This window comes from Ferruginibacter sp. (genome assembly GCF_028288465.1).
In the GTDB taxonomy this organism is placed as follows: Bacteria; Bacteroidota; Bacteroidia; order Chitinophagales; family Chitinophagaceae; genus Ferruginibacter.
In genome coordinates, this window is sequence record NZ_JAQBNR010000011.1 from 107,252 (window position 1) to 131,746 (window position 24,495).

The following is a 24,495-nucleotide window of genomic DNA, read 5'->3' on the forward strand; positions in this document are numbered from 1 at the left end:
TACTGATGTGTTACTGCCTTTAGCGAAAAGCTAAAGTTATTAAATCGCAGTGTCTGTAAAAATCATGCATCAACCATCCAGTATTATTCCTCAATAATTTTTTCATCTCTTGCATTGGCTACAAATGCAGCACTTATTTTCTTCAAAGGGTTTTTATGCTGGCTGGCGTATTCTTTTCTGGCTGTAATGATATCAATGCATTTAAAAACAGCTTCCCTGAAAGAGGCTTCATCAGCCTTGCTTTTGCCTGCAATATCAAAAGCAACACCATGGTCAGGCGAGGTACGTATGCCGTTTAGACCAGCGGTATAATTAACTCCTTCGCCATTGGCCAGCGATTTAAAAGGAATCAGTCCCTGGTCATGATACATGGCCAGCACCGCATCGAATTTTTCGTATTGTCCCCTGGCAAAAAAAGCATCTGCCGGATAAGGGCCAAAACAAAATATGTCTTTAAACTTGGCTTCTTTGATGGCGGGTTTTATGATCTCTTCTTCTTCTTTACCGACAAGGCCTTCATCGCCTGCATGCGGGTTTAAACCCAGTACAGCAATTTTTGGTTTGTCTATACCAAAGTCTTTTTTCAGTGAGTTATTCAGCAGGTGCAATTTGCTGAGTATGGCTTCTTTGGTAATGAACTGCGCAATATCTTTTACAGGCACATGCTCGGTAACCAATGCTACCCGCATATTTTCAGCCACCATCAGCATTACTACATCAGGCACTTCAAATAAATTTTTAAGGTAAGGCGTATGACCGGTAAAATTAAAGGCTTCAGAATTGGTATTTTTTTTATGAATCGGCGCTGTTACCAGTCCATCGATTTTTCCTTCTTTTAAAGCCTGGGCAGCCGTTACCAAACTGATTACTGCATATTTTCCACCGGTCTCGTTCAGCAACCCGGGAGTAACCGCTACTTCTTCTTCCCAGCAACTAAAAAGATTTACCTGTTTGTGATTTACCCTGCTGGCATCCTTAATGGTTGAAAAGTTAAAATTAATATCTGAAAGGGCTTTACGGTAAAAGTTCAATACTTTATTACTGGCAAATATCACAGGCGTGCATATTTCAAGGAGGCGGGCGTCGCCCACCGTCTTTATGATCAGTTCCAGGCCAATGCCATTGATATCACCGCACGAGAGTCCGATTACCGGTTTATTTTCATTTATCATATCAGCAAAAAATTAAGGTGTAAAAATACAACATTGTATAATACATAGTTTAAGGGAAGCAATCTGCTTGTTTAACAACGATGTTCAAGGAGACAGATATTGCCGTCGCAACTAATTAAGCAAGGCATCTCAAGACCTCTGCTCTTAGCAATGCCATAAAACTCGCCGGGGAACTGATATGAACACCGTTGACAGCATATTGTGTACTTTTGCAAGTTATCCGGAAACAATAACACCACGCATGTTTAAAATAAAGAAATCGTTAGGCCAGCATTTTTTAAAAGATGAAATAGTAATTCAGAAAATTATTGATGCTTTAAAAGAAGACAGTTGTACCAACCTGCTGGAGGTTGGTCCGGGTGGCGGGGCACTAACCAAACACTTGTTACAGCTGCCCGGTATACATTTTAAAGCAGTGGAGCTGGATGATGAAAAAACCGCTTATCTCAAAAATGCTTACCCGGTTCTTAAAGACAATATTATCAGCCAGAGCTTCCTGGATATTGATGCGCCGTTTGATGCGCCCTTTACTGTGATTGGTAATTTTCCTTATAATATTTCAACACAGATTTTATTTAAAGTGCTGGACTGGAAAGACCAGGTTCCTGTTGTGATCGGTATGTTTCAAAAAGAAGTAGCGCAAAGGGCCGCCTCAAAGGAAGGAAACAAAGTATATGGTGTGTTGAGTGTGTTAATCCAGGCTTTTTACGATGTTGAATATTTGTTTGATGTAAGCAACCAGAGTTTTAACCCGCCGCCAAAAGTGCAGAGTGGTGTAATACGGCTTAAAAGAAGAACTGTACCACTGGATGTTAAAAGCGAACGTGCTTTCAGGGTATTGGTAAAAACCGCCTTTAACCAGCGCCGTAAAACATTGCGCAATGCAGTAAAAAGTTTATTTACCGCAGAGGTTTTACAGGACCCTGTTTTTGAGAAACGGGCAGAAGCATTAAGTATAAAAGATTTTGCTGAATTGACATTCAAAATGAGTTGAAGTAATTAATTTATCTGCATAAGATATCTTACAGCATGTTTGATATGTAAACTTCAAAAGACAGCTATTCCTCAAAACCATTTATAAACCGGTTTAAAAAATAAAGACCATCCTGCAGCTCCGGGGTGGCATTTTATTATGCTGTCTTTTATTTGCATACTTTTAATTTCTTTTTAAATGAATAGTATTTGTGCCAGTTCGGATGAAATTATTTAGCACATCGATATTCACCGTCGTTGCAATTATTAAATTATGAACACCAGTTTTTATGCATACCTGCAGCAGCTTGAATTGCTGGGCTTTTTTACTGGTTATCCGTTACTGTATGCGGCTACTCTTTTTATCGCCGGTAACCAACCAGTAAAAAATAATCTTAAAAGCCGGGTCGTTTCACTTTTGCCTTTCGCATATGCTTTAGTTGGTACTTTATACCTTGGGCTTCAATTAAAGAATTTATATCCGCACTACTCTTTTGAAAATGTAAGGTTAAGTATTCAGCACCCCTGGTTAACAGGGTGGGCGATTCTGGCAGTTTTGTTCTGGATACCTTTTCTTGCTAAAAAAAAAGTGCTTAGCCTGTTCCATAGCCTGGTATTTTTCTTCCTTTTTGTAAGCGATTTATTATCAAATTTAAAGCAGCCTTCTTCCGGAGCAGCGGCTATCCGCAATGATATGAAAATATATACCGGCAGTCTGCTTTTTAATCTTTCCGCCTTTGCTTTAGTGGTATGCCTGTTTTTTATAGCAAACTATTTTAAAAGAAAGAGTCAATAAAACGTGGAAAGTTAATCTGCATCCGGTATAACCACCAATTCTCCCTTCCTGATCACAAGCCATGGTTGTAATACATATCTCAACATGACATATGTCACAAAATACATTGCGTACGGTCATTAATTATCCCTCTTTGCCACTATAGATTTGTGCTTTCACATTTAATAAAGATTTACTCATTTTAAATATTAATTTATGAAACTGCTTAGCAACAAAACATTAATGCTTCTGCTTTTAATTATAAGCGGATCAGGGTACATAATAAGTTGCACTCATGATGACGATCTGCTCCTTCCTCCACCCGCATCAAATACCGTTGTAATTACACGGGGTACACACATTCACTTACCAGGAACGCTGACTACAGGAGATTCAACGCAATGGAAAGTTGATAAGGCGCACTCAGGTGTGTTATGGTCAACCAACTATGTAGGTGCAGCGGGTTTACTTACCGGGCGTTTTAACCAGTTTGGTATACACAATGTAACCGATGCGGAAAAACAAAATTATATCACTACAGGCCAGCCGGTAAAAGATACCTCATGGGCTTTTTATGAAAATGAACCCGCCAAAACTTATTTTAACGGGTATGTTCAGATCAATACTTCCAACACCGGGGAGCCGGGCAGGGACGCAGGGTGTAACATAAAAGCAATGGGTACAACACTAATTGTACCTGGAACCCAGAACCTTACCGATTCTAACATTGCGCAAATCCACACTACTAAAGTTGAATTTGATCCGTTAAGCAATGACTATATCGTAACACTCAATCTTACCTGGCATGGGTTATCACCAACACCCATTACACAGTCTATCGTTGGTAAATTAAAGTATGTCCCACAGGCACGTGTTCAGTTTGGAACGGCAGCGGCCTACAGTGTTTTTGGATTGCAATTGGAATTTCAGTTTAACTGCAGGGATTTTTTAGTTGCCAGTACGAGCATTTCAGACAAAATCAATATCGAGTGTAATATGAATTTTAACAACAAGTAGTTAAACCAAATACAATGAAAAAACTAATGATATACGCAGGTATTGGCTTTATGATGGCTGTTGGTTTAATCGGTTGTTATAAAGATATTATACTGCCAGACGCCAAAGTAGACCCGGATGCCCCGGCACTACCAGTAAGCTTTAAGAATGATATTGCACCAATGGTAAGTACTAAATGCGGCATAGATGGATGCCATGTTTCAGGAGCGCATAAACCCTACATGACCCTGGGCTCGTCTTACCAGGAAATTGTAAACGGTGGATTTGTAAACACGCTTATCCCAAAGGAAAGCACGATTTATAAAATGATCAACGGAGAAATGCAACAATATATTCCTTCTGCTACCGACAGGCAAAAAATTTACGACTGGATTAGAAATGGGGCACCCAATAATTAAGTGATCTAAAAAAATAATCAAATGAAACTTAAAATAAAAATACCAAACTGCCTGTTTGCATTTATCACCTTGCTGGTGACCGGACTTTTGATCCAGGTTTCGTTGGTGGCGCAGGACAGCACCGGTGCAACTGCAACAACCACCGCAAAGGTTAAAATGAAACCAGTAAAAAACACTTTTCAAAGTGTATGGATTATCGACAACCAAACTGTGATGGTGCCTGTTAAAGGTACTTTCGAGATGGACATCATGCACCGGTTTGGAACAGTCCAGAAAGGCTATGACGATTTCTGGGGATTTTTTGCTCCCTCCAATATAAGGCTGGGAGTAAGTTATGCGCCTGTCAACAAATTAAATGTAGGTATTGGCTTGACCAAGAGTAATATGCTTTGGGATGCAAGTGCAAAATATTCCATTATTACCCAAACAAAAGGCAAGTACCCCGTAAGTATAACCTACTATGGTGATGTAGCCTATGATACCAGGAAGGATGCCGATAAAAGCATCTTTAAATACCAGTCGCAACGATTGTTATTTTTTAACCAGGTCATTATTGCAAGAAAAATTACAGATAAATTTTCTGTACAGGTAGCCCCAAGCATTTCTCACCAAAATGCCGTAAATGGATATTATACAAAAAACGACAGTACAGGTACAGCGAAATTCAGTGAAATGAAACACGATCATTTTGCGCTTGCTGTATCAGCAAGGTATAAACTAACCACTGTAACCTCTGTTATGGTTAACTACGATCAGCCGCTTACAAAACATGCTACCAATAATCCCAATCCTAATTTATCTTTTGGGGTTGAGTTTAACACAAGCAATCACTCGTTCCAGTTGTTTATGGGTAACTATTCCCTCCTCAATCCTCAGCGAAATAATCTGTACAATACAAACAGTCCGTTCGGATATACTGATGTAGCAGGTAAAAAGGTAAGTGGTGGTAAATTCCTGATTGGTTTCAATATCACAAGACTATGGAACTATTAAAATTCGTTTATTTAAAAAATGAAGTTTAAATTTTTAATGTTCTTTTTACCGGTAATATTAATCTTTGCCTGTGCGGATTCGCACAGGCAAATAAATGTAAGCCTTAATAAAACTGATAATAAAGCAGCAAAACATAAACCGCCTTCCAGTTATGCTGATACTGTAAAAATTAATCCGATGGCATCAGTTGTTTTTTATAGCCCGGATACTGCGCAGCTTGAAAAAATAAAAGCAGTTAATGATAAAATGATTTTTGAATCTACAATGCATGAATTTTTTTACCAGATCCGAAATTCTAAAATAGTAGTAAAAAAATATTATCCAAACGTAAAGATCATGGAAGTTAAAAATGCCAGGTACCTCCTTTTTAAAAAAGCAGATGGAAAACAGGTGTTGATTGATCTGGATACAAAGGATGATCCCTGCGGGATGTTTATTTTTGATGGCTTTAAGAACCCGGAACTAGCAGATATGACGAATGTTGATACAGATATGGAATTCTATTTTAGAAAGTAAGAATTGTAATATCTTTATAAATGACCGGAATATACGGGCTGTTAAAATATTGCAACAGCTTTTTTAATAACGTACCGGGTTTGCGTAGATACTTTTTTTGAAATTTGTTCAACCAGCTTGTTGAAATAAAAAAAATATTGAGCTGGAAGAATTGCTGCTTCTGTAACTCTTTAAATTAAACTGCTTCCCACAGAATGCTGGCCGGAAAATGTTCTCAACTACAGTCTTATTTCATACCTGCTTTTTAGTAATCCTGATTTAAACACAACCAGCCGGTTGTTGGGTACAACAGCGATCCGCTCTTGCTTACTCTGCTGCTTATTTACCAATCCTGTGTATGATTTCAATCACATCAGGAGTTGATCCTACTCAGAGGATATGAAGCCTTATCACGATAGTTTTACCCCCTCAGATACGGCACGTATCTGTCGCTGCCTTCATTTTAATTCACCAAAAAAACAGATATATGAAACTGCTTCAATCAAAACAACTCTGGATTTTAACCTCATTTGTTTTATTTGCCGGCTACTGGCTTAGTTGCACAAAAAAAGATCAAATCATTACTTCAGATACTACGGTTACAGAAAATACAACCGACCTGGTATCACTTAAAACCGCTATTGCCCCAACCATTGATGGAACGATTGATGCAAGTTGGGATAAGGCGGAAAAACTAAGTGTTGAACCGCAGGTACCAGATCCAGGTAATGGTCTGTTTGCTGGTTATATCGGCCAAACTTATTCAGCTACCATCCGTTCCATGTATGATGATCAAAATATTTATTTTTTACTGGAAGTGGCAGATGCCACCAAGAGTATAAACGTAGCACCCTGGTATTTTAATCCGGATTTAAATGTGCCGGGTAAAACAGGTTGGCAAAAAGAACCTTCCAGCCGGTCGTTTGATGTAAACGGAAATTTATTAAGAGATGGTTTTGGCGAAGATAAATTTGCAATGCTTTGGAACATCGATTCGTCTACAGCCAAATTTACCGCCCAAACCTGTTATTCAAGCTGTCATATTTTTACTTCGTACATGGATTATTCTAAAAACCCTGCGGTATATACAGCAAATGCCAACGGCAATCACTATACAAATGCAGCCAATGAAAAAATTGATATGTGGTGGGGCCGGCTAGGCTACATAAGTAAAGATGCATCGCTTCAATTTGCCGATGATAATTACCAGGATTATGCGGGCGGCCCGGCAGTAAGTAATTTAACAGGCGGTAATCTAAACGGAAGACATGTGGATGGCATTTATGTAGATTCAGCAAAAACAACCCCATGGCCATATGGTCCGCACTATACTTCATCCCCATCACAAGGCGAAGTAAATAATTCACAGAACTTAAAAATAAATGATTCAGGCGCCACTGTCACAGTGCCGCTTTGGATAAACCCTGCGTTTACAAGCAATAATTTTATTTTATTGAGTGAAACCAAGAATGGTGTAGCTAAAAAAGTGGTAAAGGTAGATTCTACAGGTGCGCTGACTTTAAGCGATGGTACCATCATCACACCAGGAGCAGATTTTCAAAGAAGCAGTTCTGCCACCGGGGCAACAGCCAAAAACTCTATACCAGCATATATTGCCTATCCTCTACTCGGCGGAAGAGCAGATATCACCTGTTCAGCCGTGTATAACGGCACCGGTTGGGTTATTGAATACTCCCGTAAATTAAAAACCGGCGATACAATGAAACAGGATATTGATTTCTCAAATCTCGCTGATCAGCCATTTGGTTTAGCCTATTGGGATCAATCAAATTATCAACATGGTATTAAACCAAACCTGCTGCTGAAGTTTGCGAAATAATGTTTACCTGTTCTTTCAATAACTAAAAAAGAAGATCATGTTAGAAAAGAAAATAAAACGCATTCACTACTTGTCGGTTGTAGTTATTATGCTTACCATATTTGGCTGCGCCAAGGACACTACCGTTGTGATTGATAACTCGCCCGCTATTACTGAAACGGTCAGTTTTAAAAAAACAATCTTACCTATAATGGTACAGAATTGTTCCGGCAGCAACTGCCACAGCGGAAGTGTTAGCCCTAATTTATCCGAGGCACTTGCCTACAGCACACTCACATCCGGCAGTTATATAAATACGGCGGCACCGGCAAAAAGTGAATTGTATTTGTGGTTAACCGGAAAACGTTCCGCTGCAATGCCATTGGGTGCTACAAACAACCCTTCCAAAATAAATGCGTTAACTCTTGCCTGGATAACACAGGGTGCAAAAAACAATTAAAAATTAATTTATGAAAAAGCAAAATAATTATTTTCTGTTGGCAATCAGCAGTATGGCGCTCTGTTTGTTGCTGATTTGTGGCCTTGAGGTTACAGCCCAGGACACAACTTCAGACAGTACTGCGCCGGTTGTAGCCGTTAAAAAGAAATCTTTTGCAAAAAATACATTTGAAGGGAATTATCTGATAGATAACCAATCGGTGATGGTACCGGTAAAAGGTACTTTTGAATTCGATATTCAGCACAGATTTGCCACCTGGGAAAATGGCTTCACAGATTTGTTTGGCCTGTTCAATGGCGCAACCATGCGGCTGGGATTCAGTTATGTTCCAATAAAAAATCTGCAGGTAGGATTTGGTGCCTCCAACGACAAAATGTTGCTTAACGCCAATGTAAAATATGCGTTACTGCGACAAACAAAAGACGGTTCTATGCCAATCAGTGTTACTTATTTTGGCGATGTAATGGCAGATCCACGCAAAAAAGATAACACGACGTTATTTGTAACCACATCAGACAGGTTTAGCTACTTTAACCAAATTATTATCGCAAGAAAAATCACAGAGAAACTATCAGTTCAGGTTAGCCCAAGTTTAACCCATTTTAATAACCTGGAAGGTTATATTGATGCCTCAGGAAAAGTAATGCCCAAAATGAAAAGCGATCATTTTGCTATAGCTTTTTCCGGCAGGTACAAAATAAGGCCTAAAACTTCCCTGCTGGTAAATTATGATCAGCCACTTACGCAGCACCCGATGGATAATCCACATCCCAATATAAGTTTTGGATTGGAGATGGCCACCAGCGGTCACCAGTTCCAGCTGTTTGCTGGCAATTACGGCGCCATATTACCGGAGAACAACAATATGTTTAACCAAAATGATTTTACCAAAAATCAGTTTTTGATTGGTTTTAATATCACCCGGTTATGGAACTTTTAATTGCTTACCCATTATAATTTTAAGGGATAGTGTTTTAGAATCCATCCTTTCATTTACAGCAAATGGCGAAAATGAAAACGGGTGCTGCGACATAACTACGCAAAGCGGCAACGTGTAATTATTACCAATTGCTCACGGTACAAACCGCTGGCATTGTTGAACAACGCATATGATTGATATCATATCGGGATAAAGCCGGTGTCAACAGAAAGTATTTTAATTAAACCTACCTTGAACTCTGATTAAAAAGAGAATTCTTTTTTCTTACAATCTTTCAAAATCTAAAAAAAAATAATTATGAAAAAAAATCTTGTAGCATTGATTGTGTTTTCAGGCTTAGCCGGGCTTAGTTTTACAGCATCTGACAACCAGCAAAAAAAGCCCTGGCCCGTGCCAGATGCAGCTAAAAATGCGAAAAGTGCAGTAGCTTCCAGCGCAGCTTCTATTGCTGAGGGAAAAACATTATATGCAACACATTGCAAATCCTGCCATGGAGCTAAAGGCCTTGGTGATGGATCAAAAGCAGCACAATTAAAAACGGAACCCGGTGATTTTTCTTCTGCCACTTTCCAATCTCAAACTGACGGTGCAATCTTTTACAAAACCTCCGAAGGTCGTGATGACATGCCAAGCTTTAAAAAGAAATTACCGGATGCCGAAGACCGCTGGAACCTGGTGAATTACGTGAGATCTTTAAAAAAATAAATTTGCTATATCTGCATGATTAATAGAAAGACCCGGTATCTGCCGGGTCTTTTTTATGCTGCGGTTTTTAAGCCGCATCATCGTATTTAGTTTACACTACCAGTTCTGCAGGAGTGTGCATCCTTTGCCAGTTGCATTTTTAAATGTGATGTCACTCACATTTCTTACTGACCCACATCACAAATTATAAAGTTTCATCCAGGTACCTTGTGTCAATAAAACTAAAACTTTATTAACATTCATCTTCAATTATTCAATCTCATGGTTACAGAAAATAAAAAGGAAAGCCGCCGCAAATTTTTGGGCTGGGGCCTGGCAACCGCCGCCGTTTTATCGATGGCGAAATTTGTATTGCCTTCCCGGAAAGAAAATAAGAAAACCGTTAAAATGCTTACACAGGATGGTAAATTAGTAGAAGTAGACATAGCTGCGCTTCCGCCACAAAAGAAAAAAATCACCAATCAGGAATTACAGAACTGGATAGGAAAATAATAGATCCTGATACACAAACCAATTTACAATGAGTATAGAAAAATCACGCAGGGAATTTATAGCCGCAGGCTTGCTAACCACCATGGCTGCCGTTGCCTGTAATTCAAAAAAATCACCGTTTGCTCCGGAGGAAGATGTACAGCCTTCCGGGGAAAAAGTAAAACTGCTTTCAGTTGATGGTGAAATCATAGAAGTTGATAAAGCCTATCTAAAGCCGGTGCCGCATATGCCTTCCGTTAGCAACGAAGAAATCCGGAAAGGAATTCCGGGTAAAAAATTTGCGATGGTAATTGATTTGTCCAGGTGTAAAAACCTGAAGAAATGCCAGTCGGCGTGTAATCATATGCATCATGTACACTCCGAACAAAACTGGATAAAAGTTTACCAGATGCAGGATGCTGAAATGACCGCTCCTTACTTTCAACCCACAACTTGTATGCATTGCGATGAACCGCCTTGCGTAAAAGTTTGTCCGGTAGATGCCACTTTTAAACGCCAGGATGGTATTGTATTAATTGACAGTGACCGCTGTATCGGTTGTCGTTTTTGTATGGCCGCCTGTCCTTATTCAACCAGGGTGTTCAATTGGGAAGAGCCTGAATTGGCAGCAGATGTTGCTGCACAAACGTACAGCGCCGAAACAAGTGTTCCACAAAAAAGAGGAACGGTGGGCAAGTGCGATTTTTGTCCCGATATGACACGTATGGGCATGCTGCCACATTGCGTTTCCGCTTGTCCCAATGGTGTGTTTTTCTTTGGTGATATTAACGAAGATTCCGTTACCAATGGTTCAGAAACCTTCCGTTTCAGCGACCTTGTAAAAGATAAATCCGGTTACCGTTTAATGGAAGATTTGGGAACCAAACCAAGCGTATACTATTTGCCTCCTGTAAACCGCAATTTCAAATTTGAAGAGGGCCTCAAAAATGATGAGCCCGCTGCAAAAAAAGCCTAAACTAATAACGTGGAAAATCCTCAAAAATTCTCGCCCGAAAAAATAACCAGTGATTTGCTGCCACAACCATTTGGCCGCAGGGGCAAGCTATGGACAGCAGCATTACTGCTGGTAGCATTGATTGGCGCATTTGCCTACATTCAGCAATTAAGAAAAGGATTGGTGGTAACCAATATGGGAGATTACGTGTCGTGGGGTATTTATATTTCAAATTTTGTGTTTTTTGTTGCTATCAGCCTGGTGGGTTCATTAATCACCGCTATCTTTCGGCTGGCTGATGTTCCCTGGCGAACGCCCCTTACCAGGATATCAGAAATCATTGCAGTATCTGCTATCACGTTTGCTGCCCTGATCATCATTGTAGACATGGGGCGCCCTGAAAGAATGTTGTATTTATTCTTACACGGCCGTTTGCAATCGCCCATTATGTGGGATGTGATTGTGATCAGCACTTATTTCTGCACCAGCCTGTTGTTATTGTATATCACTTTGTTGCCTGATATAAAAATCATGATAGCTGCCCGGGAAAAACTCGGGACACCTTTTGCAAAATTCTATCGCTGGCTTGGATCTTTCTGGAAAGGAACCGAAGCCCAGGAGAAGATGAGAGACAAATCAATTACCCTTATTTGTATTGTCATTATTCCGGTGGCTTTCTGTATCCATACAGTCACTTCCTGGTTGTTTGCAACCACTTACCGGCCGGGTTGGGATAGTACCAACTTCGGTGCCTATTTTGTTTCGGGCGCTTTCCTGGTAGGAGCTGGCGGTGTGGTCGTTGCCATGTATGTTTTCCGCAGGGTGTATAAACTGGAGCACTACATTACTGAAAGACATTTTGATAAAATGGGCAAAATATTGGTTATGCTGGCACTGCTGTATTTATATTTTAACGTGAATGAATATCTGGTGCCCGCCTTTAAAATGAAAAAAGATGAAGAAGCGCACTTACAGGCACTTTTTACCGGCGACTTTGCACCCTTGTTTTGGTTTGCAATAATTGTCGGGATGATCATTCCTATATTCATCCTGGTGTTTCCAAAAGGGCGAAAACCAAATGCCATGTTTGCCGCAGGTGTAATGGTGGTAGTAGGAGCCTGGTTTAAAAGATATTTGATTGTAACACCTACTTTACTCCATCCCTTTTTGCCAAAATTTGATGCACCTGCCAGGTATAGCCATTACTTCCCAAGCTGGCAGGAATGGGCCATCACATCAGGTTCTCTTGCAGGTGTATTGTTGATCATTACTTTTTTTGCAAGGGTTTTTCCCATCATCTCTATTTATAAAACCATAACTGACCATGACAGCGAACTACCATCATAAAATTATTATTCTTGCATCGCTGCTTTTAGCAACGGCAACTACAAAACTTACCGCACAAGATTCTGCAGCCGCTGTAACGACATTGAGCGTACGTTATTTTTTACCAGAAAATAAACTGCCCTACATTGAAGTGAATACCAAAAAGAAAGTGGGCAGAAAATTTGACCCCGTAACATCCGTTCCGGTAAATATTTATTTTAACGAGCCCGCACCCGCCAATTTATTGGGCAAAGTAATTACAGGAAAAGATGGATTGGCGAGGGTTTTTATACCGGCTTCCTTTAAGTCTGCCTGGGATTCACTAAGTGAAATAAAATTTATAGCTGAATCAGATTCAATAAAAGGGGAACCTGCATTGAGTGGTGATGTAACTGTAAGGAAAGCAATCCTGGTAATTGATACCACCAATGCAGACGGCGTAAGAGGTGTTACCGCTCAGCTAAAAGAAAGGAAAGGAGCTGATTGGGTGGCAATAAAAGACATTGAAATGAAATTAGGTGTTAAAAGAATGCTTGGTAACTTATCCGTGGGAGAAGCAGACACCTATACGGCCGATTCGACTGGCCTGGCAAGTGCTGAATTTAAAAGAGATTCCCTGGCCGGAGATTCGAAGGGCAACCTGGTGCTGGTTGCAAGGGTAGAAGATAATGATACCTATGGCAACCTGGTTGTTGAAAAATCTGTACCCTGGGGTAAGGGGGTAATTGCCGACACCCATTTCTGGCATCGCTCGCTTTGGTCAACCGGAAACAGGGTGCCTGTATGGCTGCTGTTCCTGGCAATCTCCATCATAGCAGGTGTTTGGGGTGTAATTATTTATTTAATCAGGCAGGTAATTAAAATGAAAAAAATGGGAAAGGATTTTGACGCGGCTTTACTTTCCAGAACCACCTGAGAATAGATTTTAGAGACAATTGTATAGTCCTCCTGCATATCCCGCTTTAAAATGTTCATCATCCACGTGTTGATGAACATTTTTGTTTGCAGCTGTATCCTCCCGACACACGAAAAAAGAAAGCTGTATTTTTGTTACACGTGATTGCCTTTTACAAAAACAATTTATAGTCCCGATGCCAGCTACAATCCATAATAAAATTCGCATAGTAACCGCCGCAGCATTGTTTGACGGGCATGATGCCGCAATCAATATTATGCGCCGCATATTACAGGCAAAGGGTGCGGAGATTATCCACCTGGGCCATAACAGAAGTGTACATGAAATTGTAGAGTGTGCCATTGAAGAAGATGCGAATGCCATTGCCATTACAAGTTACCAGGGTGGGCACCTGGAGTTTTTTAAATACATGAAAGACCTGTTGGATGAAAGCGGCTGCGGCCATATCAAAATTTTTGGCGGTGGTGGAGGAACAATATTACCTGCTGAAATAGAAGAATTGCAACGGTACGGCATCACAAGAATTTACAGTCCGGATGACGGGAGGATGATGGGTTTGGAGGGTATGATTGAGGATGTTATAAATAAAGCTGATCAAGCCCCCCCAACCATCCAAGGTGGCATCCTGGAGTCTGCTGAAAGGATGCCTTTTCCTTTGGGGGAAGTTTATGATATCAGGTTAATCGCCCGGGCAATTACTTTGGCAGAACAGGGTGAAAATTATTCGCATTTGGTTCACCGGTTAAAAGCAAATGCTTCCAAACAATTGAAGTCTGAGATCCCCCATTCGACGGGTGGGGGTGCCTCTGACGAGGTTGCCATCCTTGGCATCACCGGTACCGGCGGCGCCGGAAAATCATCGGTTACAGATGAAATTGTACGCCGTTTTTTAAACAGCTATTCAGATAAAACCATCGCTGTAATTTCTGTTGATCCATCCAAGAAAAAAACAGGCGGTGCATTGCTTGGGGACAGGATCAGGATGAATGCCATCTCATCTTCAAGGGCTTATATGCGCAGCCTTGCTACCAGGCAGAGTGATTTTGCTTTAAGTAAATATGTACAGGACGCCATTGATATCTGCAAAGCGGCAGGCTATGATTTTATTATTGTAGAAAGTGCAGGCGTAGGGCAAAGTGATGCTTCGATACTGGATTATGTTGACGTTAGCATGTATGTTATGACGCCGGAATATGGAGCACCTTCTCAACTGGAAAAAATAAATATGCTGGATTATGCAGACGTAATCTGCATCAATAAATTTGATAAAGCTGGTGCGTTGGATGCCTTACACGATGTACGCAAACAATACAAACGTAACCATGAATTATGGGATGCGAAAGATGATGAGTTACCAGTTGTAGGAACTATTGCGGCGCAGTTCAATGATGCGGGCATCAATGAATTATTTGAAAGGCTGATGGAAACAGTGGCTAAAAAAACCGGGGTAAATTTTAATGGTGAAATTGAACACCATGCGCATCTAAAAGATACTACAGATAACTCAACTATTATACCGCCCAGGCGTGTAAGATATTTATCAGAAATAGCTGAAACTATTTCAGGGTACAACACGTGGGCAGAGGAACAAGCCGCTATTGCTACCAAATTATATCAACTCGTTGGCGTAATAAAAATGCTGGATGAGAAATAAATAAACCATGTTGTAAACGGCTGTTGATTTGTGTAACAGCTTGTTGCACAAATCAACAAAATGACCATCTGATAAAATAAAATAATTGACTGGTATATGCAAACCGATGAACTGAAAAAAAAATACGATGAATTAAAAATGCAGTTGCATCCGGATGTATGGAAATTAATGGAGCAATGGTCTGGGCTGTTAAAAGAATACGAAAGTGATTTTTTTGAATTTGATGTAAGGGGTAAAAAAATAAAACAAGATTTAGTTTACCGATCGCTCAGCGGTACAAGAATAAGTAAAGTATATCTACCCAAATACAAAGACTGGGGCGATATTTTAAAGTGGCAGTTGCAGGAAAATGTTCCCGGCGAGTTTCCATTTACGGCAGGCGTGTTTCCGTTAAAAAGAGAAGGCGAGGATCCTACAAGAATGTTTGCTGGCGAAGGAAGCCCGGAGCGAACCAACCGGCGTTTTCATTATGTCAGTGTTGGTCAGCCTGCAAAGCGCCTCAGTACTGCGTTTGATAGTGTGACTTTGTACGGAGAAGATCCGGCACCCCGGCCGGATATTTATGGCAAGGTGGGCAACAGCGGGGTAAGCATTGCCACGGTAGATGATGCAAAAAAACTCTACAGTGGTTTTGATTTGTGCGATGCCAAAACATCGGTAAGCATGACGATCAATGGCCCGGCGCCGATGCTGCTTGCATTTTTTATGAATGCGGCTATTGACCAGCAGTGTGAAAAATACATCATTGAAAATGGTTTAAGCGAAGCGGTTAATAAGGCGATAGAAAGTAAATGGGACATTGAATCTTTGCCGAAATACACAGGTGAATATGGTAAAAAAATCAACCCCGTGAAAGGGAATTTCGACGGGCATTTACCTGGGGGAAACAATGGTCTTGGATTACGTTTGCTTGGGCTTAGCGGACGGGATGTTTTACCAGCAGAGGTGTATAAAAAAATAAAGGCTCACGCATTGGCCACCGTCCGGGGGACAGTGCAGGCGGATATTTTGAAAGAAGACCAGGCGCAAAATACCTGCATTTTTTCGACCGAATTTGCGCTGAAATTAATGGGCGATGTGCAGGAATATTTTATCAAAAATAAAGTGCAGAATTTTTACAGTGTAAGCATTAGCGGCTACCACATTGCAGAAGCTGGCGCCAATCCAATTACACAGCTTGCCTTTACTTTGGCAAATGGATTTACTTACGTGGAATACTATTTAAGCCGCGGAATGAACATTGATGATTTTGCTCCCAATCTTTCTTTCTTTTTCAGTAATGGAATGGATCCGGAGTACAGTGTAATCGGAAGAGTGGCCAGGAAGATTTGGGCTAAGGCCATGAAATATAAATACAAAGGCAATGAGCGGTCGCAGAAATTAAAGTACCATATTCAGACTTCAGGCAGGTCACTGCATGCACAGGAAATTGATTTTAATGATATCCGCACAACGCTGCAGGCTTTGTATGCGATTTATGATAATTGTAGTTCACTGCACACGAATGCATACGATGAAGCAATTACCACACCAACAGAAGAAAGTGTACGCAGGGCGATGGCCATTCAACTGATCATCAACCGCGAGCTGGGTACCGCAAAAAATGAGAACCCCAACCAGGGTGCGTTTTTAATAGAAGAGCTGACTGACCTGGTAGAAGCCGCTGTGCTGGCTGAGTTTGAACGGTTATCTGAAAGAGGCGGCGTACTGGGCGCCATGGAACGCATGTACCAGCGCAATAAAATCCAGGAAGAAAGTTTGTATTACGAGACGCTGAAGCATACCGGTGAATACCCCATCATTGGCGTGAATACTTTTTTAAATAAGAAGGGCAGCCCGACCATTTTGCCATCAGAAGTTATACGGAGTACTACAGCGGAAAAAGATAACCAGATTGAAGCGGTTACTTTATTTCAGCAACGGCATAAAGATAGAGCGGCAGACATGTTACAACGTTTACAGCAGGTAGCAGTATCAAACGGCAACCTTTTTGAAGAACTGATGGAAACGGTACAACACTGCACGCTGGGGCAAATTACCAATGCGCTTTACAATGTAGGTGGGAAGTATCGGAGGAATATGTAGTAGTTTAAAATTAAAAATTCAAAAGTAAAAAGTAAAAAACATTTGTTGCATACCGGCATAAGTTATGTGCAACATTCCTTCTCATAACTTACAGCTTATAACCTATAACTTAAACTCATAATTAACTCCATGGTTACCATCGAAAACAGCAAATTGAAAGCGGTTATATCTCCAAAAGGTGCAGAGCTGCAGAGTCTTGTTAATAAAGAAGCCGGTATTGAATATATGTGGGGTGGTGATGCCGCTTACTGGAGCAAACACAGTCCTGTGCTGTTTCCTATTGTAGGCACGTTAAAAAACGATACCTATTTTTATAAAGACGAAGTATACCATCTTCCCCGCCATGGGTTTGCAAGGGAAAGGGTTTTTTTAAAAGACCAGGTAAGCATGGAAGAAGCCGTGTTTACGTTAACGCAGGATGCTGATACGCTGGCTGTATATCCGTTTGCCTTTATCCTGAAGCTCCGCTATCAATTGGCAGATGATAAATTAACCGTAACGTATGAAGTGAGCAACAGCGGCTATGATGAGTTGCTGTTTTCTGTCGGGGCCCATCCTGCATTTGCGGTGCCGATGGTGGAAGGCACTGATTACGCCGATTATTTTCTTCAATTTAATGCAATCGAATCATTGAACAGGTGGAAATTAGAGGATGGTTTGATTGCCAACTATGCAGAACCATTGCCGGCAGAAAATGGCAGGCTTCCTTTACAACATGATTTGTTTTACGAAGACGCTATTGTGTTAAAAAATATGCGGAGTAACCACATTACAATTGGTTGCACAAAGCATGCACATGGTATTCATTTTCATTTTAAAGATTTTCCTTTCTTCGGAATATGGGCTGCTAAGGATGCTGATTTTGTTTGTCTTGAACCCTGGTGCGGTATTGCAGATGGCGTTGACCACAACCAGCAACTGAAAGATAAGGAAGGGATAATTAACCTGCCGGCAAATACTAACTGGCAGCGAAGCTGGACGGTGGAATGTTTTTAATCCAAATGAAAAAATGACTAACACCGAAATTGAAGCCAGCTTATATAGGTTTATCAGGCCGAAGTACCCTGATGTTGAAATTAAGGTGCTGAATAGTGATGAAAACATTCGCCAGGTATTTTTTACTGCAAGCCCCCTTTAAAGACTTATATCCACAACAACGGTATCACTATTTGATTCATTCAATTCCTGGTGATTTCTTCGAAAAAAATTTGACTAATACAGAATGGCTTGAATTGGCGCCGGGAGAAGATCCTGATGAACTTGACTATCATGACGATGAAACGCTTAAAGAAATAACTGAGTCTGTGTTGAGTGTTTTACAGTACAAAGTTGATTTTGTTTCCATACTGGACAGACTATTTATGAAAGAGGATGCAGCATGTTGCGGAGACTTCTCGCATTCAAAAAAAATATTGAAACAGCTGGATTTTCCGGCAGCGGCACAATTTGATATTTTTCATGTTTTGATGAAGAAGGGAGGATATTGTGATTGCGAGATTTTATTCAATGTATTTCGCGAAAGTGAGTATGCTCAAAAGTATTGGAGCAGCAGGTCCTGGTAGTTTTAGCCCCCGATTTTTATTCCAGCTCTTCACAAAAATAGCCTGCTTCAGTCAACAGGTTTTCTACTTCTTTGCCGGGAATATCGTTGGCTACCACCCGTAAAATTTTGTCGCAATCATGCAGGTCTACATTCCATTTATAAATATCGGGGTGTATGTTTAAACTGCTTTCTACGGCGTTGATATGATTAACATCTGTGAGGTTGGTTTTAAATACGAGTATCTGCATACAACACATTTTAGTTACACAATATCTTTACGAATTTTATTTTAAAATGTACAGGCATACACCTTTTGATGTATGCCTGCAGCGGCTTTTGCTTATTGTTTTGTATCCACCTGTTCATGTTCCTGCATTCCCCACCGGCCGCCACAGCGATTTCTCCATTCTGCTTTAAATTTTTCCTTTTCTTCCGGCGTCATGTGCCCCATCTTTTCCTGTAGCCTTGCTTTCCATTGCTGTCTGCCCGAACCACAGGGCCCGCCTTTAAAGCCACCAAACAATATTTTACTCAATAATAGAATACCGAGGGCTTGCACAAACGTAATTGTTTTTACCCCTAAAACTGCCGGCAGTATGGCATTCCACAAGCCCATTACTATAAAGCCTGCCAGCAGTAACACGGCGACGAAGAAGGTGAAAAACATTAATCCTTTTTTTATCCAGTGCTTTTTCATTTTTATATTTTTTGTAAATCGGCAGTCATTGCTATGGCAATTGTTTTAGCTGCTTCTCTGATTTAATAATTTAGTAACTCATCTTTTAAAATCTGCAATCTTTCTCTTAAATGCAATACCGCATAGCGTTTCCGGCTGATGAGTGTGGCCACACTTACACCTGTTGCTGCTTCAATGTCTTTAAAGGAAACGCCATTCATTTCATGTTCTATAAATACGTCCCGCTGTTCGGCAGGCAGTTCGTTGAGTGCCAGTTGCAATTCGTCCCAGAAGATGTTGCGCAGGTATTCTGTTTCGGGATTGGTATCGGTTTGCAGTAAGATTTCTTTCCAGTCAAAACTGTCTTCTTCTGTTGAAGATGAAGTGAAAATATCATCTGCCAGTGGCAATTTCTTTTTGCGGTAGCTGTCGGTTATTTTATTGGTAGCCACCTTAAACAGCCAGCTGCTGGCCTGGTTAATCGGTTCGGTACTTCCGGCAAACTGGTAAAAAACATCCTGCAGGATGTCTTCCGCATCTTCCGGACTTGCCACCCTTTTTTTAATAAAGCCAAGCAAGCGCTTGCTCATACTTTTTATAATATGGGTGATATTTGTATCTCGGTCGGCACTCATTGCAGGTGATATAGTCAGCACATCTTCCATGTATACCTGTCAGACGGATAATGTTGCGCGATATTTTAAAGTTGTTAAATTATTTTTGCAAGTTCCTTGTTTTACGCAAAAAACCGGTTGGTTTTATTGATGGGTGGTTAAAACGCCACTTATTTGGAAGATGCCATAACAGGGAATGTACAAGCGTGCGACGCCAATGCAGTACCAAATAGCTTCTTAGCCCGGCCAAAAAATTATTTGTATAAAACCTGGCAATTGCCACAATAGAAACTGCTGCGGTGTTTTTTGCCGGTGTCTTCTTTTATGATGGGCAGGTTGCAACGGGTGCAGATTTTTTTATGGTAGGCCAGCCAGTGCTTTTTTAATTGATTGGCTTTTTTCCATTCTAAAAAATCGAAGCTGTAATTGCGGGCTTCTTTTACCAGCTGTTTTAAAACCGGTGCCGGTAATTTCCCGGTGATACTTTTTGGATGCAGCTTTATGCGGTACAGTACTTCGTTTTTGATGATATTGCCAACGCCGGAAAATATCTCCTGGTCCAGCAATACATCGCAAACCATTTCATCCGGTAAAGCTTTTAATTTTTTCAGCGCATTGGCAGGTTTCCATTTGTCGTTCAACACATCGCTGCTCCAGTCATAAATGTCATCAGGCTTTTCATCCAGTTGTTTGATGGCGCATGTATAAAAATAAACTGTACCGTTTTTAAAACGAAGACAAAGGCGCAGGCTTTTGTCTGCCTTTGTTTGTTCGTTAAAACTGTAACTGCCAAAAAGCAGGAAATGTATTCTAAGGGTGGTGTGCGGAAAGCAAATTAAAAAGTGTTTACCCCAGCTTTTAAAATCAATTACTTTTTTATTGATGAGGCCGGGTGCATCAATGGAAGCATTGCCAAAAGCATCCAGCACTTTTTTGTTGTTGAATTGCCGGACAAGTTCTTTCAGTAGTACGATGGATGGTCCTTCGGGCATATTATTTTAATTATTGTCCTGCAAAAGCAAATCCATTTATACTGTAGTATTTATTTATTGCAGGCTGAGGTTAATCAGATGAAATATTGTGTTGCTTAGATAAAGCAAGACAGGATTTGTAGTTGGGCAAATAAGTAAATTAATGAGGTAGAATTTCGTCAAAGCCCTCAAATACATGAGTAAGTTTATACACAACAGAATAGTGAAAAAATAAAAGCACTTGCATTTTTTACTTATTATAAAGCAAAGGAAATATTCGCCCAGGGTTTTATCACTTCTTATGCTCTGCAGCAATTCACGTATTAATAGTGATATTGATGCTGAATCAACCTTCCTAAAATTCCCCGTTGATCATTGTAGATGATTTATCTACGCAATTTTCTATGGCGATGAATAAAATGAAATGGTGCCAATACAACAAGATTCCACACACAACTTCAGCCTTCACTAAAGAATGGCTTGCAGGATAAAAGTCAGTGTCAACGGCACGATTTTTTTATAAGCTCATTCAATATATTTTCTTTCATTTTTTAAAATAGCAATTATGACAACTCCAAATTTAAGCGGTAAGAAAGTGGCCATCATTACAGAGCATGGTTTTGAAGAAGTTGAACTTACCAGCCCAAAGAAAGCTTTGGAAGAAGCGGGAGCAACCGTGCATATTATTTCGACACATGACTCGGTGAAGGCCTGGGATACTGATCATTGGTCGATAGAGCTTCCGGTGGATGCGCAAATTGACCAGGTAAGCAGTGATGATTATGATGCTTTGCTGATACCGGGTGGTGTATTGAACCCGGATAAGATGAGGACACAACGGCCATTTATTTCTTTTGCAGAAGAATTTTTAGAAGCAGGTAAACCTGTAGCCGCCATTTGTCACGGGCCGCAACTACTGATTGAAACAGGCCTGATAAAGGGAAAAGAAATGACTTCTTATCCGTCTTTAAAAACAGACCTTACCAATGCTGGTGTGTATTGGGTAGATAAGGAAGTGGTTACCGATAATGGTTTGATAACTAGTAGAAGCCCTGAAGATCTACCTGCATTTAATAAAAAGATAATTGAAGAGTTTGCGGAAGGGGTTCACAAAACCAGGAATGCATTTTCATCGACTGATGTGGCAAATTAATTACTAACAATAAATATTAACCCATGGCAAAATATTCTAAAGCAGCTTCCAAAGAAGTTGAATCCTCCATGAAAAAAATGGAGAACGGTACACTTAAAAGTGGCAAGTCCGGAAAAAAAGTAACCAATCCCAAACAGGCTGTTGCAATAGGGTTGTCTGAAGCAAGAGAGAAGGGGGAAAAGGTTCCATCAAAAAGTGCTTCCTCTTCGGGTAAAAAAACTACTTCATCCAAAAAGTAATTGCACAGATTTTTAACACGTTACTACCCGGTTGATCTTCAACCGGGTAGTTTAATTTTAGCACCTGAAAGATTGCCCTGATTTTTCAGGTGTTTTTTGAAGGAGTTTTCGGGTTGCATATCATAGCAATTCGACTGTTTTATTTACACATTACCGGTTTCGTCTTCATCGTCATTGGCTTCACTGTAAGAATTGTTTTCTTCATCTTCCTCGCCAATCATTTCATCATCGTCATCTAAATCAGCACCGGGTACGTCCAGGTCTTCGCCCGTTAAATCTGTGCCTTCGTTCAATGCTTCACCATCTTCATCCGTATCGTCCAGCTGCGCACGCTGTTCGTTCAAATCTTCCTTATTGTTTTCATCTCCCGCAGCATCCAGTAAATCCAATTCCTGCTTTGTGATGCTGGCATCCTGGTCTTCCTTGTCAATCTGATTGATGGTCTCGTTTTTGCTTCCTGCAGCTGTATTAGTTTGTTCGTTTGTCATAATTAGTTTTTATAAATAAGCAGGCAAAAGCATGCCAATAAAAGTTATCTGTCTACTCTTGCTTCTGATTCAATGTCAATTTCTTAATTGATAAAGGCAGGCAAGACGCACCAACTTTTTAAGCGAACAAATATTAAGCTGCATACAGGTTTTAAAAAGTTGATAATTTAATTTTTCTTTTTTGTTGAATGGTACACATTTTGGTTATCAACAATTATCCCGGTTGAAACTTTTACCTGCGTTGGCATTCAATAACTCCATATATATACAAGCCGGCTTTATTCAAAGAGCCGGCTTTTTATTTTAATCACGCTCGTGTTCAGCATTCATACATAATTGAATGCTGAAAAAAAAGATTCACCTGTTATCTTCTGAACTCTTTCTCTTCATCCTGTTCGTCTTCATCTTCTTCTGCCAGTTCATCAAAATCATCCGGCGAGGTTAAAAAATTATCTTCGTCTGATTCACTGTCCGTTTCGGCCGCAATCAAAGCATAAGCTTCACCATCAATATCTTTTTCTTCCAGGGCATCCAGTTCATCCGCTGTAATTTCTTCCTCTTCATTAACCATATCCAGCTGGTCGTCGCCGTCAGTTGAAGCTGCAAATTCCATGGTATCGTGTTTCAATTCGGGAGCAATTGGTTCCGGTGTAGCATCCTTGTTCTTTTTCATAATTGATTGTTTTAATTACCTGATGTAAAATTATGCCAATAAGGTAATTTTTGCAATGACTATCTTTAATTACCTGCCGGCAAAATACCTTAGCTTGTAATTTTGAAACTTAAATTTTCTGCACCGTTTTCCTTGTTATTTTTATAAAAATTTTACCAATGCACCAGCCTGATTACACTGCAAAAAAAATAGCCACCTCCATTACCATCGATGGCAATGTCGATAAACCGATATGGCAGCAGGCCGGCTGGAGTAAACGCTTTGTGGATATGGTTACCGGGGATGCGGGAATGTACAATACGCAAACAGCCATCCTTTGGAATGAGGAACATTTATACATTGCTTTTAAGGCAGAGGAACCTTTTGTATGCGCACAGCTTACAGAACGGGACAGTATTGTTTTTTTAGAAAATGACCTGGAACTTTTTATTGAGGGGAAAGATTGTTATTACGAACTTGAAATAAATGCGGCCAATACGGTGTACGAGGTATTTTTTATCTGGAAAGATGCTTATGTAAAAGGAGGCAGATTTGATACACCGCAGTTTGACGTGCATCAGCAACAGGCCTATACTTTTGGCGGCGATTACGACCGGAGTGGCCCCAGTTTCTGGAAGGGAACCAACCCCCGTGGCATTCGCTGGGCCTTTACCAATTTTGATATGCCGGGTCTGCAAACTGCAGTGCAGGTGCAGGGAACATTAAATGATAATACAGATGTTGATACAGGATGGACCTTAGAACTGGCCATACCGTGGAGCAGCCTAGCTTTGCTGGATCCTGAAAAGACAGTACCACCTGTTAGCGGCGATGTATGGACCATGTTTTTAGGGAGATTTCAAAAATTGATGAACGGCGGAAAAGAAGTTATACCTCATCCTGCAATGGTGTTAACCAGCCACGGCATTTATGATACGCATATGCCTGAAAAGTGGAGCAGGATAGCTTTTGAAATGTAGTTGATTTTCGGAGACAATGTTCATTT

At 40.5% G+C, this 24,495-nt stretch carries 28 protein-coding genes; 21 read left to right on the top strand and 7 right to left on the bottom strand.

The genetic code is table 11. The annotated features are described in order from the left end of the window. Window positions 1–83: 83 nt before the first annotated feature. On the bottom strand, window positions 84–1,172 hold the full coding sequence (gene pdxA, locus JWR61_RS04295) for a 4-hydroxythreonine-4-phosphate dehydrogenase PdxA (protein ID WP_301926616.1): 1,089 nt from the start codon (window positions 1,170–1,172) through the stop codon (window positions 84–86). 178 nt (window positions 1,173–1,350) lie between these two features. Between pdxA and rsmA the strand changes: the two genes are divergently transcribed. From rsmA to JWR61_RS04385, 18 genes are all read left to right on the top strand, one after another. Then, the gene (gene rsmA, locus JWR61_RS04300) at window positions 1,351–2,166 is read left to right on the top strand and encodes a 16S rRNA (adenine(1518)-N(6)/adenine(1519)-N(6))-dimethyltransferase RsmA (RefSeq protein WP_301926617.1); all 816 of its coding nucleotides are present in this window, start codon (window positions 1,351–1,353) and stop codon (window positions 2,164–2,166) included. Window positions 2,167–2,418: 252 nt separating this feature from the next. Next, on the top strand, window positions 2,419–2,940 hold the full coding sequence (locus JWR61_RS04305; protein ID WP_301926618.1) for a hypothetical protein: 522 nt from the start codon (window positions 2,419–2,421) through the stop codon (window positions 2,938–2,940). A gap of 195 nt (window positions 2,941–3,135) precedes the next feature. Beyond that, on the top strand, window positions 3,136–3,936 hold the full coding sequence (locus JWR61_RS04310) for a hypothetical protein (RefSeq protein ID WP_301926619.1): 801 nt from the start codon (window positions 3,136–3,138) through the stop codon (window positions 3,934–3,936). Window positions 3,937–3,950: 14 nt separating this feature from the next. Beyond that, a complete protein-coding gene (locus tag JWR61_RS04315) occupies window positions 3,951–4,334 on the top strand; it encodes a hypothetical protein (protein ID WP_290340539.1) in 384 nt (127 codons plus the stop codon). A gap of 21 nt (window positions 4,335–4,355) precedes the next feature. Continuing rightward, a complete protein-coding gene (locus JWR61_RS04320) occupies window positions 4,356–5,327 on the top strand; it encodes a DUF5777 family beta-barrel protein (RefSeq protein ID WP_301926620.1) in 972 nt (323 codons plus the stop codon). An 18-nt stretch (window positions 5,328–5,345) separates the two neighbouring features. Beyond that, window positions 5,346–5,843: a hypothetical protein gene (locus tag JWR61_RS04325; protein WP_301926621.1), complete on the top strand. Its 498-nt coding sequence runs from the start codon at window positions 5,346–5,348 to the stop codon at window positions 5,841–5,843. 466 nt (window positions 5,844–6,309) lie between these two features. After that, window positions 6,310–7,662, top strand: coding sequence for an ethylbenzene dehydrogenase-related protein (locus JWR61_RS04330; protein ID WP_301926622.1), 1,353 nt, complete (start codon window positions 6,310–6,312; stop codon window positions 7,660–7,662). A 37-nt stretch (window positions 7,663–7,699) separates the two neighbouring features. Beyond that, window positions 7,700–8,101 (top strand): hypothetical protein, encoded by a 402-nt coding sequence (locus JWR61_RS04335; RefSeq protein WP_301926623.1) that lies wholly within the window; start codon window positions 7,700–7,702, stop codon window positions 8,099–8,101. A 10-nt stretch (window positions 8,102–8,111) separates the two neighbouring features. After that, the gene (locus JWR61_RS04340) at window positions 8,112–9,041 is read left to right on the top strand and encodes a DUF5777 family beta-barrel protein (RefSeq protein ID WP_301926624.1); all 930 of its coding nucleotides are present in this window, start codon (window positions 8,112–8,114) and stop codon (window positions 9,039–9,041) included. 297 nt (window positions 9,042–9,338) lie between these two features. After that, window positions 9,339–9,746 carry a cytochrome c gene (locus JWR61_RS04345; RefSeq protein WP_290340533.1) on the top strand — a complete coding sequence of 136 codons (408 nt, stop codon included), beginning with the start codon at window positions 9,339–9,341 and terminating at the stop codon, window positions 9,744–9,746. Window positions 9,747–10,007: 261 nt separating this feature from the next. Then, on the top strand, window positions 10,008–10,238 hold the full coding sequence (locus tag JWR61_RS04350; protein ID WP_301926625.1) for a hypothetical protein: 231 nt from the start codon (window positions 10,008–10,010) through the stop codon (window positions 10,236–10,238). Between the two features lie 28 nt (window positions 10,239–10,266). After that, window positions 10,267–11,193 (top strand): 4Fe-4S dicluster domain-containing protein, encoded by a 927-nt coding sequence (locus tag JWR61_RS04355; protein ID WP_301926626.1) that lies wholly within the window; start codon window positions 10,267–10,269, stop codon window positions 11,191–11,193. Between the two features lie 9 nt (window positions 11,194–11,202). Next, entirely contained in the window at window positions 11,203–12,519 is a 1,317-nt protein-coding gene (nrfD, locus tag JWR61_RS04360) for an NrfD/PsrC family molybdoenzyme membrane anchor subunit (RefSeq protein WP_301926627.1), read from the top strand. Next, window positions 12,497–13,414: a hypothetical protein gene (locus tag JWR61_RS04365; RefSeq protein WP_301926628.1), complete on the top strand. Its 918-nt coding sequence runs from the start codon at window positions 12,497–12,499 to the stop codon at window positions 13,412–13,414. Before nrfD ends, JWR61_RS04365 begins: the two co-directional genes overlap by 23 nt. 175 nt (window positions 13,415–13,589) lie before the next feature. Beyond that, window positions 13,590–15,068 (top strand): cobalamin-dependent protein, encoded by a 1,479-nt coding sequence (locus JWR61_RS04370; RefSeq protein ID WP_301926629.1) that lies wholly within the window; start codon window positions 13,590–13,592, stop codon window positions 15,066–15,068. A gap of 96 nt (window positions 15,069–15,164) precedes the next feature. Beyond that, window positions 15,165–17,153, top strand: coding sequence for a methylmalonyl-CoA mutase family protein (locus JWR61_RS04375; RefSeq protein ID WP_301926630.1), 1,989 nt, complete (start codon window positions 15,165–15,167; stop codon window positions 17,151–17,153). Between the two features lie 129 nt (window positions 17,154–17,282). Then, window positions 17,283–18,149, top strand: a complete 867-nt coding sequence (locus JWR61_RS04380; RefSeq protein ID WP_301926631.1) for an aldose 1-epimerase family protein — start codon at window positions 17,283–17,285, stop codon at window positions 18,147–18,149. Between the two features lie 212 nt (window positions 18,150–18,361). After that, complete coding sequence (locus JWR61_RS04385) at window positions 18,362–18,715, top strand: DUF2695 domain-containing protein (RefSeq protein ID WP_301926632.1); 354 nt, start codon at window positions 18,362–18,364, stop codon at window positions 18,713–18,715. Window positions 18,716–18,731: 16 nt separating this feature from the next. Here the strand turns inward: JWR61_RS04385 and JWR61_RS04390 are convergent, their stop codons facing one another. The 4 genes from JWR61_RS04390 to JWR61_RS04405 all read right to left on the bottom strand — a co-directional run bounded on the left by JWR61_RS04390 (window position 18,732) and on the right by JWR61_RS04405 (window position 20,978). Continuing rightward, on the bottom strand, window positions 18,732–18,944 hold the full coding sequence (locus JWR61_RS04390) for a hypothetical protein (protein WP_301926633.1): 213 nt from the start codon (window positions 18,942–18,944) through the stop codon (window positions 18,732–18,734). 92 nt (window positions 18,945–19,036) lie between these two features. Further along, window positions 19,037–19,393 (bottom strand): hypothetical protein, encoded by a 357-nt coding sequence (locus JWR61_RS04395; protein ID WP_301926634.1) that lies wholly within the window; start codon window positions 19,391–19,393, stop codon window positions 19,037–19,039. Between the two features lie 62 nt (window positions 19,394–19,455). Further along, window positions 19,456–20,007, bottom strand: a complete 552-nt coding sequence (locus JWR61_RS04400) for an RNA polymerase sigma factor (protein ID WP_301926635.1) — start codon at window positions 20,005–20,007, stop codon at window positions 19,456–19,458. A gap of 233 nt (window positions 20,008–20,240) precedes the next feature. Then, window positions 20,241–20,978, bottom strand: a complete 738-nt coding sequence (locus JWR61_RS04405; RefSeq protein WP_301926636.1) for an endonuclease — start codon at window positions 20,976–20,978, stop codon at window positions 20,241–20,243. 544 nt (window positions 20,979–21,522) lie between these two features. Between JWR61_RS04405 and JWR61_RS04410 the strand changes: the two genes are divergently transcribed. Together JWR61_RS04410 and JWR61_RS04415 are read left to right on the top strand one after the other, a co-directional pair. Further along, entirely contained in the window at window positions 21,523–22,110 is a 588-nt protein-coding gene (locus JWR61_RS04410) for a type 1 glutamine amidotransferase domain-containing protein (protein WP_301926637.1), read from the top strand. 23 nt (window positions 22,111–22,133) lie between these two features. Continuing rightward, window positions 22,134–22,349, top strand: a complete 216-nt coding sequence (locus tag JWR61_RS04415) for a DUF6496 domain-containing protein (protein WP_301926638.1) — start codon at window positions 22,134–22,136, stop codon at window positions 22,347–22,349. Window positions 22,350–22,492: 143 nt separating this feature from the next. Here the strand turns inward: JWR61_RS04415 and JWR61_RS04420 are convergent, their stop codons facing one another. Both JWR61_RS04420 and JWR61_RS04425 read right to left on the bottom strand, forming a co-directional pair. Next, window positions 22,493–22,837 (bottom strand): hypothetical protein, encoded by a 345-nt coding sequence (locus tag JWR61_RS04420; RefSeq protein ID WP_290340512.1) that lies wholly within the window; start codon window positions 22,835–22,837, stop codon window positions 22,493–22,495. 364 nt (window positions 22,838–23,201) lie between these two features. Next, complete coding sequence (locus JWR61_RS04425; protein WP_301926639.1) at window positions 23,202–23,510, bottom strand: hypothetical protein; 309 nt, start codon at window positions 23,508–23,510, stop codon at window positions 23,202–23,204. Window positions 23,511–23,668: 158 nt separating this feature from the next. Here JWR61_RS04425 and JWR61_RS04430 point away from each other — a divergent pair, with 158 nt between their 5' ends. Then, window positions 23,669–24,469 (top strand): carbohydrate-binding family 9-like protein, encoded by an 801-nt coding sequence (locus JWR61_RS04430; protein ID WP_301926640.1) that lies wholly within the window; start codon window positions 23,669–23,671, stop codon window positions 24,467–24,469. The last annotated feature ends 26 nt before the right edge of the window (window positions 24,470–24,495 follow it).